Source organism: Candidatus Hydrogenedentota bacterium (genome assembly GCA_019637335.1).
In the GTDB taxonomy this organism is placed as follows: domain Bacteria; phylum Hydrogenedentota; class Hydrogenedentia; order Hydrogenedentales; family JAEUWI01; genus JAEUWI01.
On record JAHBVV010000051.1, the window covers coordinates 1 to 13,864 of the forward strand.

Consider the following 13,864-nt stretch of genomic DNA (forward strand, 5'->3'; position numbering starts at 1 on the left):
GGATAATTCGGGCACGGAGAAACGCCGATGAATGATACCGTACGCTCAAACCGGATGAACCGAAAAGGAACAGCACGCATGCGCTTTTTTCACAATCTAGTCCTGTTGGCGGCCTTGCTGCCGGTTGCCCAGGCTCCCGCCGAAACGCCCACGCTGGACGCCATCAAGGAACGCGTGGAGGCGGCCTGGAAGAACGTGAGCTCGCTCACCGGCGACGTGACCCTGGATTTCGTTATGCCGTTCACGGAGACGCCGCTGGCGCTCACCGGCAGCGGGCAGGTGCACTACCTGCGGGAAGATAAGAAGGAAATGTACCGGAAGACCGTGGCGGCGCGGCTGCCCGAGCCCTTTGTCATGGAAATGAAGCTGGACGTGTTGTTTGACGGGAAAAACGTGCACACCACGACCGAGCTGATGGGGCAGTCCCAGAAGCAGCAGGGGCCGCCCTCGCTGCGCCAGGGCGCGCTGCCGCTGGGCGGGGCCGCGCTGATCGAGGCAATGGTCCGGGATATGGAGCTGACGGTGCTTCCGAACGCCACGGCGGACGGGCGGGCGGTGTTTGTGTTAGAGGGGCGGGCGAAGGATCCGCAGATCCCCTTCTCGAAGGCGGTTTTCTTTATCGATCAGGAACTCGGCATGCACCGGAAGATCGACATCTATCAGCCCGACGGGAGCGTGGGGATCTCTGAACGCATTGCGAATATCCAACTGGATTCCAAGCCCGCGTCGAGCCTTTTCGCGCCTTCGAGGTGATTGCCGCACCACGTTGGCCTTTTTTCCGGTATGGGGCGGATTGCGTCGGGTCTCGCCGTGGTTTTGTAGAATATTTTTTTACGTACATAAGCTTGCGTCGCTATCCCGAATAACGGTATAACGGACCCCGAGTGGTAGTAAGGTTTACAGCGCGGGGGCGCCTGCTTCCCGGCTGGCGTCCCGCTACCCGCGAATAATTCGCGGCCCGGGAGATCCGATATATGATCACGCAGTTCAGGCAAGCGGGCGTGCTGGCCGCGGCCATCACGCTCTGGGCGGGGCTGGCTGGCTGCCCCAGCGGCGGCGGCAACAATGACGGCACGGCCCCCACCGCGCGTTTCAGCGCGGCTCCCACCTCGGGCCTTGCGCCGCTCACGGTCCAGTTTACGGACCAATCCGACCCGCGCTCGTCGTTTATCACGAGCCGCGCGTGGGACTTTGGCGACGGCAATACAAGCACGCGATCCGCTCCGCAGCACACCTACGCGATTCCGGGGACCTATACCGTCAAGCTCACGGTCACGACGCCGCAAGGCCAGGACACCCTTACGCGGACCGGGATGATAGCGGTTTCGGCCCCGTGCGAACAGACCGCCCTTTCCCTGGACCAGCCGCGCGACGGCGCCACCATCACGGTTACGCCCGGGCTTTCCGCCACGCCGCTGGTGTTTGCGGCAAGCACGGACTGCGAAGCCGACACGGCGTCGGTAGCGTTCCGGCTGGATGGCGTCGAGACGGCGCTGGCGAACAGCAGCCCCTTCGTCGCCATTGGCGGGGACGTGGCCGCGCTGGCCGAGGGCGTCCACACGGTAGAGGCGGAGTCGGCGCGCGTTTTCTCTCCCGGGGGCGCCCTCATTGCGCAATCCGGCTTCAACGTGGCCCTGGCGGCGGCGAGCGACGATGCGTTGAACGACGGCCTGCCGGACAACCCCTTCGCGCTGCTTGAAGCCGACGGGGACCTGTGGCTGTCCGCCGTCACGGTTGCCGAAACCGGGGAGACCCGGAACGCCGGCGCGCTGCGTATTGATGGCTCCGCGTCGGGAGAATCCGCGCTTTCCATTGCGCTGCAACCCGACACCGGCGCGGTTTCCACCATTCGGGCAGCCGTTCCGCGCGGGCTGGTTCAGGCGAACGAAATCGGGATTCTTGTCGCGATCGTGTCCACGGATCTGCCAAGCCTGTTAGGGGTTGGTGAGGCTTCGATGATGAATCCGTTGCCGGGCGCGGCGATCCCGGGCGTTCCCTTTATGGAGATCAGCCTTCTCGTGAGCCGGGACGGCGGCGCGTCTTTTACCGAGGTTAGCGACAGCCGCGTGGGGCAGTACCCGATCCACGTGGATATTCGCGGCGCCGCGGCGGATTCGCTGGGCGATGCGACCCTGTATTCGTTTCCGACCGTTGCGGGCAGCGATCCGGAAGATGGCTTGTACATTGTTGCGGGATCCGGGTCGTGGCAGCCTGCGGCCGTCACGCAGGTGCTTCGGGGCGACGGCCAGGTCAGTCTTGATTTGACGCGCCTCTCGGCCTTCGGCGCATTCGATGGCGTCGGCGGTGAAGGCGAGGGTGAGGGTGAGGGTGAGGGTGAAGGTGAGGGTGAAGGTGAGGGTGAAGGTGAAGGCGAAGGTGAAGGTGAGGGCGAGGGTGAGGGTGAAGGTGAAGGTGAAGGTGAAGGTGAAGGCGAAGGCGAAGGCGAAGGCGAAGGCGAAGGTGAGGGCGAAGGCGAGGGCGAGGGTGAGGGTGAGGGCGAGGGTGAGGGCGTTATCGAGGCCGACTTCAGCGCGACGGTGACCTCCGGCGCGGCTCCGCTCACCGTGAAATTCAGCGATTTTTCGAGCCTGGGCGAAACGGCCATTGACACCTGGGATTGGGACTTCGGCGACGGCAACGGAAGCGAGCAGCGGAATCCCGAACATACGTACACGGAACCCGGCTATTACTCCGTATCGCTGACGGTATCCGGCGGCGGGCTGGAGCAATCGATTACCAAGGTCGACTTTATCGAGGTGCTGCCGTCCGAGGCGCCGCGGGTCTATTTCAGCCACCGGCACGGTTTCTACGAGAGCCCGTTCGATCTCATTTTGTCGACGCCGACACCCGGCGGGCAGATCCGGTATACGCTGGATGGCACCGTGCCCACCCCGTCGAACGGAATGGCGTATACCGCCCCCGTGCGGATCTCGACGACGGCCAATATCCGGGCCGGCGTATTTGTGGGTTCGGAGGCGCCCGGGACGATTTACACCCAGACGTATCTCTTCCTGAATGACGTGATCAACCAGTACCCGAACGGGACCTCGCCTCCGGGCTGGCCCCCGGTGGGGACGGTGACGAACACGACGGACGGCGATCGTCAGGTCTTCGATTACGAGATGGATCCCGAGGTGACGCAGGATCCGGCATACACCGCGCTGATGAAGGAGTCGCTGCTTTCGATCAAGACGCTTTCGATTACGACCGATCTGGATAATCTGAACGACCCCTCCACGGGCATTTACGTAAACGCGCGCCGGACCGGGCGGGCCTGGGAGCGTCCGATCTCGCTGGAGCTGCTCGACCCGGACGGCGGCGAGACCTTCCAGGTACCGGCGGGCCTGCGCATCCGCGGCGGCTGGAGCCGCCGGGGCGACAACCCGAAGCACGCGTTCCGGATCTATTTCCGGAGCGATTACGGCATGTCGCGGCTTCGCTTCCCGCTCTTTGGCGACGAAGGGGCGAGCAACTTCGACAAGCTGGGCCTGCGCACGGATTCGGACTACTCCTGGAACCTGGGCGATGCCGATGGCAAGGGCCTGGGCGACCTGAACACGATGGCGCGGGAGGTGTTTTCCCGCGACTCGCAGCGGGACATGGGGCAGCCCTACACGCGGAGCCGCTACTACCACGTGTATCTGAACGGCGTGTACTGGGGCGTCTACCAGTCGCAAGAGCGCACGGAAGCGGAATACGGCCAGGTCTATTTCGGCGGCGAAGAGGAAGACTACGACGCGATCCGGCGGAACAGCGTGGTGGCGGACGGCAATGACACCGCGTGGCGGGCGTTCTGGGAGGCGGCGATGGAGGGCTTCGAGACGGACGCCAACTACTACCGTGTTCAGGGGAAGGAGCCGGACGGATCGGACAGCCTGCTGCACCCGAAATATCTGAATCAGGAAAACCTGATCACGTATATGCTTATTCATTACTACACGGGCAACTTCGATTCGGCGGTGTCGTGGTGGTTCGACGGGACGGACGCGATGGGGAACTTCGTTCGGGACACGGGCGCCAACAACATCTGGATGTTGTACAACCGGGTGAACCCGGACGGGTTCTACTTCTTCTCGTTTGATTCGGAGCACAGCCTTCTGGCGCACCTGGCGGACGACCCGCGGTATCCGTTTGAGCAGCTGGGCGCGTCGGTGGACCGGACGGGCCCGTACGAACACCCCAACCTTTACACCCTCCGCCATTTTAATCCCCAGACGCTGCACCAGCAGCTTGTGGCGCACCCGGAATACCGGATGGCGTTCGCGGACGCGGCGCACAAGCACTTTTTCAACGATGGCGCGCTTACGCCGGCGAAGGCGACGGCGCGTTTTGAAAAGCGCCTGGAGGAGCTGGATCTGGCGATCATTTCGGAGTCCGCGCGGTGGGGCGACGCCACGCTGGACCCATCGGAACCGCCGCGCACGCGAAACGGGCACTGGCGCCCGGCGGTGGACGACGTGGTGGATCGTTTCTTCCCGACGCGGACGGCGGTGGTGCTTGGCCAGCTCCGGGCCCGCGGCTGGTACCCGCAGTTGAGCGCGCCGCGCCTGTTTATCAACGGTTCTCCGCGGCACGGGGGCGAAATTGCGGCGGGCGACAGCCTGACGATCCAGCACACCAATGGTTCGGGCACGGTTTACTACACGCTGGACGGGCCGGATCCCCGTCTGCCGCACTTCCTGGACCCCAACAATGGCCCGCAGGGGGAGGTGGCCCCCGGTGCGAGCATGTATACCGGCGCGATCACGCTGGACGGGACCACGACCGTGAAGGCGCGGGTCCTGAACAATGGCGTGTGGAGCGCGCTGACGCATGCGGTCTATTCGCCGGCTTCGGTGCGGGATTCGATCCGCATCACGGAGATCATGTATCACCCGATGGACGCTCCGGCGGGGAACCCCGACGCGGAGTTCATCGAACTGCGGAATATCGGGGATACCGAGGTGGATTTGACCGGCGTGGCCTTCACGGCGGGTGTAAGTTTCACCTTCCCCTCGATTAGCCTGGCGCCCGGCGCGTATATCGTGGTGGTCCTGAACACGGCGGCGTTCGAAAGCGTTTACGGCCCGGGCATCAACGTGGCGGGCGAGTTTGGTGGCCGCCTGAGCAATGGAGGCGAGCGGATCGTATTGGAGGATGCGCTGGGCAATGTGATCCACCAGTTCCGCTACCGCGATGACTGGCACCGCGTGACCGACGGGGAGGGCCACACGCTGACGATCGTGGATACGGGCCTCGATCCGATTACGGGCTGGAGCGATCCGTCGAACTGGCGTCCGAGCAGCCTGAGCGGCGGGACGCCGGGGAGCGGCGACGATGGGAATGTGCCCTCGGCGGACTCGATTGTCATTAATGAGTTGCTGGCCCACTCCCACGCCGATTCGCCGGACTGGGTGGAGCTGTACAACACGTCGGGCGCGGCGATCGACGTGAGCGGCTGGTACTTGAGCGACAGCGCGAGCCAGTTGCAGAAGTACGTGATTCCCGCGGGCACGATCATCCCGGCCATGGGCTATCTCTTGTTCTACGAGGATCTGCACTTTGGCAATCCGGAGAATCCCGACGCGCTGATCCCGTTCGCGTTCAGTTCCTACGGCGAGGCGGTCTACCTGAGTTCGGGTTCGGACGGCATGTTGACCGGGTACCGGACGGGCGAGGACTTCGGCGCATCGGAGACGGGCGTGTCCTTCGGCCGCTACGTGACCAGCGAGGGCGACGCGAAGTTTGTGTCCATGAGCGTAAGCACGCCGGGCGCGGCCAATGCGCCGCCGCGCCTCGGCACGGTGATTATGACCGAGATCATGTACAACCCGCCGTCCGGCAACCAGGAGGAGGAATACATTGAGCTGTACAACACCACGTCCGTTTCCATCAATCTGGGCGGGCGGAACACCGTGCCGTGGCGCTTCACCAACGGGATAGAGTACAGCTTCCCGTCCGGGACGCTCATCCCCGCGAACGGGTACCTAATCGTGGCGCGCAACCCGGAGGCATTCAGCGCGGCGTACACGGCGCCGGCGGGGGTGGCGGTGCTCGGCCCCTACGGCGGGCGGCTGGACAACGCGGGCGAGGGCGTGGAGCTTTCGAAGCCGGCATCGCCCGAGGAGGGCGTGGAGCAGGTCTTCTTCCGCGAGGACCATGTTCGCTACTATCCGACGGCTCCCTGGCCGCCGAGCGCGAACGGCGGCGGAGACGCCCTGCGGCGGGTGAGTACGATAGCTTTCGGCAACGATCCGGCGAGTTGGACCGCGGGGTCCCCGACCCCCGGCGCGCCGTAGCGGAACGTGGACTTGGACGCGAGCATGTTTCGGCGACGACGGCATACGCACCACGGCGATCACCCGCCGGCGGTGTCCCAGCGCTTCGAGGCGAAGTATATCATTCGCGCGAGCGACGCCCTGGCGATCCGCGAGCACCTGCGGCCGTTCATGGATCCCGATCCGAACGGCCAGGAGTACCCGGTGACGAGCATCTACCTGGATTCGCCGGATCTCAACATGTACTGGAGTTCCTCGCGGGGCGAGGAGCGGCGCCAGAAGCTGCGGATCCGGACCTATGCCCGTGGCAACGGCCACGCGTGCTATTTCGAGGTGAAGCGCCGGTACAACCAGATCGTGAAGAAGGATCGCGCGGTGGTGCACGCGAAGTTCGCCGACGCCCTGGCGCACGGCTCCCCCATCACGCCGGACATGCTGCTCTACCCCGAGCGCGATTTGGAGAACCTGTATCATTTTCACGACCTCCGGGAGCGGCTGGACGCGACGCCGCGGGTGGTGGTTCGCTACCTGCGGGAGGCGTGGATCGGGAAGATGGACGAGCCCTTGCGAATTACGTTTGATCGCCATATTACCTGCCTGCCGAGCGATCGCTACGATCCGCCGGCTTGGGAGGCGTCGCCCTACTGGTTCGAGGCGCCGGGCGAGCCGATGGTGCTGGAAGTGAAGTTTACGGACGCGTTCCCAATCTGGGTGGAGGACATGATCCGGCGGCTCGACCTGCTGCGGGATTCCTTCGCGAAGTACGTGGTTTGCGTGGACGGGCTCCAGCGCGAGGGCGTGGGCGTTCGCGGGCGTCTGGAGGCGTACACCTGATGGATACCGTGGCGCAAATGGCGGCGGCGTCCGCGCCCGGCCAGCTCCCGCTGGAACAGGCGTTGCTCGGGCTGCTGCTGGCGTTTATCCTGGGCCAGGTGGCGGCGTGGGCGTATATGTACACGCACACGGGGCTGTCGTATTCGAGCGCGTTCGTGCAGTCGATTATCCTGCTGACGGTGCTGATCTCATTGGCGATGATGGTTATCGGGAGCAATATCGTGATCGCGTTTGGCCTGATTGGCGCGCTCGCGGTGATCCGTTTCCGCAATATCCTCAAGGACACGCGGGACACGGCGTTTATCTTCTTCGCGCTGGTTATCGGCATGGCGACGGGGACGGGCAGCGCGCACCTGGCGATCCTGGGCACGGCCGTGTTTTGCCTGTTGCTCTTTTACCTGCGCTGGACGCATTTCGGGAACCTGAGCCTCGGCGACGGCTTTGTGCGCATCCACCTGGACACGGCGCAGTGCCGGCGGGAGGCGGCGCAGTCGATTCTGGATCGGTACTGCCGCAGCACGCACCTGGTTTCGCAACGATTTCAGGAGAGCGGCCAGGGCGAACTGGCGTACCGGCTTATCATGCGGGATCCGGACCGCGCGGATGACATGGTGGGCGAATTGAAACACGTGACGGGCATCACCCATGTGACATTTGTATTGCACGAGGAGCAGGCGCAGGTATGAGCGGCGACGAACGGCCCATACGCACCCCGTTTTCGCGCCTGCTGCTGCTGTGGCGTCAGCGCTACCTGCCGGTGGCGATCTGGGGCCTTGCCATAATCGCGACGGTGGCGCTATTCCAGCGGCAGCCGGTTTATGTCAACGCCATCGGCGTGGCGGAGGCGCCGACGACCTTTGTCGCGCCGCTGCTGGACGGCACGGTGCAGAGCATTGCCGTGGACGTGCTGGATGTGGTGGAGGCGGGCCAGGTGGTGGGGTTGATGGACGACTCGCTTATCCGCGCGGAGCTTGCGGTGGCGGAGGCGCTGCTGGATCAGTCGCGCGCGACGCTGGAAGCGGAGCGCCTGCGCCTGGAGAACGAGCAACAGTTGCAGCAGGCGTCGTTGCAGAGCGACCAGCGGCGCTTCCTGGTGAACGAAGAGCAGGCGCGCCTCGATCACCTGGACCGGCTGGTGCAGCACGAGACGGAGAAGGTGGAGTTGGAGCGCCTGGGGGTGCAGCTGAAGCGGCAGGAAGCGATGAAGGCGCAACGTATTCTTGACGACGCGGCGTATGACGAGACGCGCCTGGCCCACGAGGCGCTGCGGACGAAGATCGAGAAGGACAAGGAGGCCATCGCGCTGGCCGAGGCGCACCGGAAAACAGCGGAGCGGCGGCGGGAGGAGCTTGTGCCGGTGGATGGCGCGGCCGCGGCGGCGGGCGCGCTGCTGGAGGCGTTGCGGGCGGAGATATCGGCGCAGGAGGCGGCGGTGCGGGAGGTTCAGAGCCGGCGGCAGGCGCTGGTGCTGCGGGCGCCGGTTCGCGGCCGCGTGGCGTCGATCACGCGGCGTCCGGGGGAGTCGATGCTGGCGGGGGATCCGATCATGACCATCGTGGGCGATACGGCCACGCGCGTGATGGCGTTTGTGAACGAGCGCATGGCGCCGGCGGCGGGCTTCCGCGAGGGCGACACCGTGGAATTGCATTCTCGAACGCAACCGAAGGTGATGGCGCGGGGGACGATCCTGAAGGTGGGTTCCCACATCGAGCCGTATCCCCCGCGGCTGCTTGCGAACCCGCTTGTGCCGCAACACGGGCTGCAGGTGCTGGTGGGGGACCTTCCGGAGAACGTGTTCCGTCCTGGTGAAGCGCTCGACGTGCGGCTGCGCGCGGCGACGTGAGCGGGGCTGTGCGGCGTTACTTGGCGGTGTAGCCGCCGTCCACGGGAATATTGCTTCCGGTGATGTAGCGCGCGGCGTCGCTCGCGAGGAAGACGACGCTCCCCATGAGATCCGATTCATTGGCCATGCGCCCAAGGCAGGTGCGCTCGTTGTATTGGCGCACGAAGGCCTCCGGGTGGTTTTCGGTCTGGAATCCGCCCGGCGAGAGGCAATTGCAGCGCACGTTCCGGCTCCCGTAGTAGCTGGCGATGAAGCGGGTGAAGTTGATCATGCCGGCCTTGTGAAAGAAGTAGTCGGGATACCAGCCGCTCATGTTCGTGCCGGCGTAGTTGGCCGGTTCGGGGCCTATCATTCCCATCATGGAGCCGATGTTGATGATCGAGCCGGCACCGCGCTCCGCCATGACATCGCCGATGGCGCGGGTGATGAGGAAGAGGCCGGTTGCGTTAACGTGCATGCTGGCGTCGAAGGCGGCGGCCTCGTCGCGGTAGCCCTTCATGGGGCGCAGGACGGCGTTGTTCACGAGGATGTCGATGTTGGGGCGATCGGCGAGGGTGGCGTCGCGGAGGGCGAGGATCGAGGTCTCGTCGCCCTGATCGACCTGGCGCGGGTGGATGGTCAGCCCTTCCCGGGCGAACTCGGCGCGGAGGGTTTCGAGGGAATCGAGGTTTCGGCTGGCGACGACCGTGTGCGCGCCGGCTTCGGCGAGGGCGCGGACGATCTGCTTGCCGACGATGCCGGCTCCGCCGGTGACGAGGGCGGTTTTTCCGGCGAGGGAGAAGGTGTCGAGAATGCTCATGGGCTTGGATGGCCTTATGCGGTCGGGGCAGCGGGGAGCAGGCGGCGGATCAGGGGGCGGCGGTCTCGCGTTCGAGGTAGAACTCCTGGAAGCGGAGGTAGCCCAGAACATTGGGGACGTAGCCCTTGACCTCGGGCGCCTGGAGGTACTTGCGGGTGTAGAAGTAGATGGGGATGACGGGGAGGTCCTCCAGCATGAGGTTTTCCGCCCGCTTCAGCAGGGCCAGGCGCGCGGCGCGATCGGGCTCGTTGTAGGCCTGTTCGATGAGCGCGTCGTAGGCGGGATTGGCGTAGCCGGTGTCGTTGTTGCCGCCGTTGGTCTGCCAGAGTTCGAGGAAGTTCATCGGGTCGACGACATCGCCGATCCATCCGGCGCGGGCGAGGTCGTAGTTCAGCTTTTTCGTAGTGTCTTGATAGACCTTCCAGTCCTGGTTGAGCAGGCGCACCTCGGCGTTGAGTTCCTTTTTCCACATCTGCTGGATGGCCTCGGCGATGCGCTTGTGCGATTCGGAGGTGTTGTAGAGGATTTCCATGGCGGGGAGGCCCTGGCCATTGGGATAGCCGGCCTCGGCGAGCAGTGCGCGGGCCTTATCGGGGTCGTAGGCGAGGGGCGCGTCGCTGGTGTAGTCGGGGACGCCCGGCGGCACGAAGTGGAAGGCCGGGGTCTCGCCGCCCTTGAGGACGTTTTGGGTGAGCACCTCGCGGTTCAGGGCCAGGGAGAAGGCGTGGCGGACGCGGGGGTCGTCAAAGGGCTTGCGCGTGGTGTTGAGGCGGTAGAAGTAGGTGCCGAAGTAGGGGTCGATGTGGATCAGGTCCGGGTTTTCGGCCTGGTACACCGGGATTTTGTCGATGTGCACGTCGCCGGTGAGTTGGATCTTGCCCGATCGGAAGCTGCGCTCCTCGGTGGTCAGGTTGTCGATGGGGTAGAACTCGATGCCGTCGAGGCGCACGGTGTCGCGGTTCCAGTAGTGGTCGTTTCGCGCGACCCGAATGATTTCGTTGGGGCGCCAGTCGGTCAGGCGAAAGGGGCCATTGCCGACGTGGTTCCCGGCGCGGGTCCAGGGGGTGCCGCGCTGATCCATGGCGCCGTGTTTTTCGATGGTTGGCTGGTGCACGGGAAACCAGGCCTGGTGCATGTGGAGCGCGAGAAAATAGGGGGTGGGGTGGTCGAGCGTGATCTCGAGCGTGTAGTCGTCGATGACCTTGACGCCGACCTCGTCGAAGCTGGCGATTTCGCCGGCGTTGAAGGCGCGCGCGTTCTTCACGCAATGCAGCAGGTAGGCGTAGGGGGCGGCGAGGCCGGGGCTCAGGATGCGCTTGAAGCTGTAGTGAAAGTCGTTGGCCGTGACCGGGTCGCCATTGGACCACTTGCCATCCTGGCGGAGGCGGAAGGTGTAGGTGAGCTGGTCTTCGGAGACGTCCCAGGATTCGGCGGCGCCGGGGATGGGCTCGTATGTGGCGGGGTCGAGGTCGGTGAGGCCTTCGAAGAGCGCGGCGTTTACGCGGTGCTCGGCGACGCCGGTGACGAGCTGCGGGTCGAGATCCGCGACCTCGACGTTGATGTTAATCCGGAGCACGTTGTCCGCCGCGCCGCGCGGGGATCCCCCGCATCCGGAGAGGGTAAGCAGGGCGGCCAGGGCCAGGGCAGTGGCTGAAATACGCACAGGGGGTTCCTTCCTGGGTTGTAAGCATGTATTCGCCTGCACGCCATTATAAACGCGCCGCGCCGCCGGGAGAAATGGGTGCGTCCGGTTGACGCGAAAGAAGGGGCGGTACGGCCGCGGGCGTGCTGGCTTATGGCTTCCGGGCGACCAGGACGGCGGTTTCTCCGAAGCATACGGGGCGCGAATACAGATCTCGGGCGACATCACGATACAGCGCCGCCAGCGCCGCGTCCCTGGCGCCGCGCATCAACATCCACGCGGTGACGAGGCGCGCGATCGGCGCGATCGGCGCGTAGAGCCAGGAGGCCATCTTGATCTGGTTGGTTTCGATACGGGTAATGCGCAGGCCCGCGGTATGAAGGATGTAGCGCAACTGCGGGTACGAGAGGAGGTTGATGTGGTGGCGCGGCCTCGGGTTCGTCTCGTCCAGCGGGTACTTGCCCTTGTTGTGGAAACCCGTCAGGAACCAGCGCCAGCGCGATCGCAGGCTGGAGATGTTGGGCGTCGTGAGGATCAGCAGGCCGCCCGGTTTGAGGATCCGCGCGCATTCGCCGATGAAATCAAAGGGGCGCCGGATATGCTCAATACCTTCGATGGAGACCACGGCGTCGAACGATGCGCCCTTATAGGGCAGGGGGTCGTTCATGTCCGCGGCGAGAAATTTCGCATCCGGCGGAACGGCCTCATGCGGGACAATGTCGGCTCCGCAGGTTGTATATCCGCCATCGAGCAGGCGCCGCAGGAAGGCGCCTGAACCGCACGGAATATCGAGGACCGCGCCGGAGGCAAGCCGTTCGCCCAGCAGGGCATAGACTTCGGCATGGGCATTGCGGGAGGCGGCTTCTCTAGAAATGGCGGGCACGTTGATCCTTTTTCGGGTGGGGATCGCGGCTTACTCCGCGTATCGTATGCGCCCCTCCGGCGGAATGTCAAAGAATCGAATTGCGGAGAGACGGGGAATCGAGAATTGCGAGACCGTTCAGCCGGCGGTAGCCGCCGCATTATTCGGCATACGCGCAGGTCAAACATAATCGGAGAGCCGCGACAAATCACCCATCCGACCAGGGGTCGATTAAAGCCAGACCGCAGCCCGTGAAGTCACCGGTGTTCCGCGTGGCAATGGCCCCCTTGTGGGCCCTCGCGATGGACGCGATCACGAGATCCACGGCATCGGCGTGATGGCCGGTTTTTTCGCGGGCGGAGGCAAGATCGCCGTAGACGCGCGCCGCCGCGGTATCGAAGGGAAGCGCCCGCCCCTCGAATGCCGCCGCCATGAATCCCTCAAAGCGCTCTGCGAGGCCGGTCCGCCGTTTTCCCTCGGGCAATCGGGCAATGCCCCGGCCGATTTCGGCAACGGATATGGCGCTGACGGCCAGTTCCTTTGCCCGTTGCCGCCGGGCCCATGCCACCACCCTGGGGTCGGGCGCTTTCTTCATGAATTCCGAAATAACGTTGGTGTCCAGGATAATCACCCACCAAACTCCGGGGTCGCCCGGCGGGTCTCGCGGCGCGGCAATTCCAAATCGACGCCATGTTTCGGGCCGAAAAAACTGCGGGCCGCATCGGCGAGGGCGAACGGCCTGTCCGGCGCTCGGGCCAATTCCTCCTGGAGGAGATTGCGGACATAGGCCTCCAGAGATACGCCCCGCTCCGCCGCCCGGACACGCAGGGTTTCTTTGGTGTTGTCGGGCAAATTACGGATCGTGATACTGGCCATATTGCGCGCTCCTTATGCAATCATTGTAATCAATGATTGCATTGCCGCCAACTGGTAGGGGAATGGGCGATAAGACTTCCTGTACGGGCCGGGCGCCATGCGAGCCACCCGCAATGATAGAAAGGGCGCTCCAACACGCTCACTTCCGTGTAATACTTTAGCCGTCTGAAGTAAGGCGTTCGCCGATACTAGACGCCTTACGTACACTGGATGTATTCGTCATTCCGGCGAAGGCGGGAATCCAGAGGGTTTGCGAGGTTAACGTTGCATGGTCTCTGGATCCCCACTTTCGGGGCTGTCGGTTTAACGTGTGCGGTGAGCGCATATCCTAAAATTTTGCGCTAACGCCCTATGGCGTCATTCCCGCGAAAGCGGGAATCCAGAGGAATTCGGAGGTTTGTGCGTTCGCGTTGCTGGATCCCCGCGTTCGCGGGGCTGACGAATCTGCTCATTCCTTCTATAGTGTAGGGTGAGTTAAGTAAATCGACAGCCCCTTTCGTGGGGATGACGGTGTTCGATCACCGAGAGCCGCCACCATTGGGTGCGACGAGGGTGACTACTTCAGACGGCTAAAGAATTGCACTTTCGTTGATTCTTTAGCGGAATGAAGCTGGCTTGATTCCTCGACGATAGAATCCCGCGCCGCAACGGATGTGCGGACGAATGGGAGCGCGGGCGGCCCGCCCGCATCGCGCCGAAGGCGCGAATCGGATAAACGGCGGCGATCCGGGTCCCGTCGTCTCCCCGCTCA

At 64.3% G+C, this 13,864-nt stretch carries 10 protein-coding genes and 4 pseudogenes; 9 read left to right on the forward strand and 5 right to left on the reverse strand.

What is annotated here, in order from left to right:
* The first annotated feature begins 78 nt into the window (after positions 1–78).
* From KF886_26690 to KF886_26730, 9 genes and pseudogenes are all read left to right on the forward strand, one after another.
* A complete protein-coding gene (locus KF886_26690) occupies positions 79–753 on the forward strand; it encodes a hypothetical protein (GenBank protein MBX3180952.1) in 675 nt (224 codons plus the stop codon).
* A gap of 221 nt (positions 754–974) precedes the next feature.
* Positions 975–1,331, forward strand: a pseudogene (locus tag KF886_26695) (PKD domain-containing protein).
* A pseudogene (locus KF886_26700) lies at positions 1,314–2,711 on the forward strand (PKD domain-containing protein). The pseudogenes KF886_26695 and KF886_26700 overlap by 18 nt, the downstream one beginning before the upstream one ends.
* Before the next feature lie 192 nt (positions 2,712–2,903).
* Positions 2,904–4,397 (forward strand): annotated as a pseudogene (locus tag KF886_26705) (CotH kinase family protein).
* 675 nt (positions 4,398–5,072) lie between these two features.
* Positions 5,073–5,534, forward strand: a pseudogene (locus KF886_26710) (lamin tail domain-containing protein).
* Positions 5,508–6,278 (forward strand): lamin tail domain-containing protein, encoded by a 771-nt coding sequence (locus KF886_26715; GenBank protein MBX3180953.1) that lies wholly within the window; start codon positions 5,508–5,510, stop codon positions 6,276–6,278. The pseudogene KF886_26710 and the gene KF886_26715 overlap by 27 nt, the downstream one beginning before the upstream one ends.
* Positions 6,279–6,302: 24 nt before the next feature.
* Positions 6,303–7,091, forward strand: coding sequence for a polyphosphate polymerase domain-containing protein (locus KF886_26720; GenBank protein ID MBX3180954.1), 789 nt, complete (start codon positions 6,303–6,305; stop codon positions 7,089–7,091).
* Positions 7,091–7,777, forward strand: a complete 687-nt coding sequence (locus KF886_26725; GenBank protein ID MBX3180955.1) for a DUF4956 domain-containing protein — start codon at positions 7,091–7,093, stop codon at positions 7,775–7,777. Before KF886_26720 ends, KF886_26725 begins: the two co-directional genes overlap by 1 nt.
* A complete protein-coding gene (locus KF886_26730) occupies positions 7,774–8,934 on the forward strand; it encodes an HlyD family efflux transporter periplasmic adaptor subunit (protein ID MBX3180956.1) in 1,161 nt (386 codons plus the stop codon). Before KF886_26725 ends, KF886_26730 begins: the two co-directional genes overlap by 4 nt.
* Before the next feature lie 16 nt (positions 8,935–8,950).
* On the opposite strand, the gene KF886_26735 is transcribed toward KF886_26730, so the two are convergent.
* The 5 genes from KF886_26735 to KF886_26755 all read right to left on the reverse strand — a co-directional run bounded on the left by KF886_26735 (position 8,951) and on the right by KF886_26755 (position 13,113).
* Positions 8,951–9,733: an SDR family oxidoreductase gene (locus KF886_26735; GenBank protein ID MBX3180957.1), complete on the reverse strand. Its 783-nt coding sequence runs from the start codon at positions 9,731–9,733 to the stop codon at positions 8,951–8,953.
* Positions 9,734–9,782: 49 nt separating this feature from the next.
* Complete coding sequence (locus KF886_26740) at positions 9,783–11,396, reverse strand: peptide ABC transporter substrate-binding protein (GenBank protein MBX3180958.1); 1,614 nt, start codon at positions 11,394–11,396, stop codon at positions 9,783–9,785.
* Positions 11,397–11,526: 130 nt separating this feature from the next.
* A complete protein-coding gene (locus KF886_26745; protein ID MBX3180959.1) occupies positions 11,527–12,258 on the reverse strand; it encodes a methyltransferase domain-containing protein in 732 nt (243 codons plus the stop codon).
* Between the two features lie 187 nt (positions 12,259–12,445).
* Complete coding sequence (locus KF886_26750; GenBank protein MBX3180960.1) at positions 12,446–12,868, reverse strand: type II toxin-antitoxin system VapC family toxin; 423 nt, start codon at positions 12,866–12,868, stop codon at positions 12,446–12,448.
* Positions 12,865–13,113 carry a plasmid stabilization protein gene (locus KF886_26755; protein MBX3180961.1) on the reverse strand — a complete coding sequence of 83 codons (249 nt, stop codon included), beginning with the start codon at positions 13,111–13,113 and terminating at the stop codon, positions 12,865–12,867. The genes KF886_26750 and KF886_26755 overlap by 4 nt, the downstream gene beginning before the upstream one ends.
* Positions 13,114–13,864 lie beyond the last annotated feature (751 nt).

Excerpts from the sequence above, each read along its gene's own strand:
- KF886_26755 (MBX3180961.1), bottom strand. The coding sequence starts at position 13,113 with ATGGCCAGTATCACGATCCGTAATTTGCCCGACAACACCAAAGAAACC.
- KF886_26715 (MBX3180953.1), top strand. The coding sequence starts at position 5,508 with ATGGGCTATCTCTTGTTCTACGAGGATCTGCACTTTGGCAATCCGGAG.
- KF886_26725 (MBX3180955.1), top strand. The coding sequence starts at position 7,091 with ATGGATACCGTGGCGCAAATGGCGGCGGCGTCCGCGCCCGGCCAGCTC.
- KF886_26730 (MBX3180956.1), top strand. The coding sequence starts at position 7,774 with ATGAGCGGCGACGAACGGCCCATACGCACCCCGTTTTCGCGCCTGCTG.
- KF886_26720 (MBX3180954.1), top strand. The coding sequence starts at position 6,303 with ATGTTTCGGCGACGACGGCATACGCACCACGGCGATCACCCGCCGGCG.
- KF886_26735 (MBX3180957.1), bottom strand. The coding sequence starts at position 9,733 with ATGAGCATTCTCGACACCTTCTCCCTCGCCGGAAAAACCGCCCTCGTC.
- KF886_26690 (MBX3180952.1), top strand. The coding sequence starts at position 79 with ATGCGCTTTTTTCACAATCTAGTCCTGTTGGCGGCCTTGCTGCCGGTT.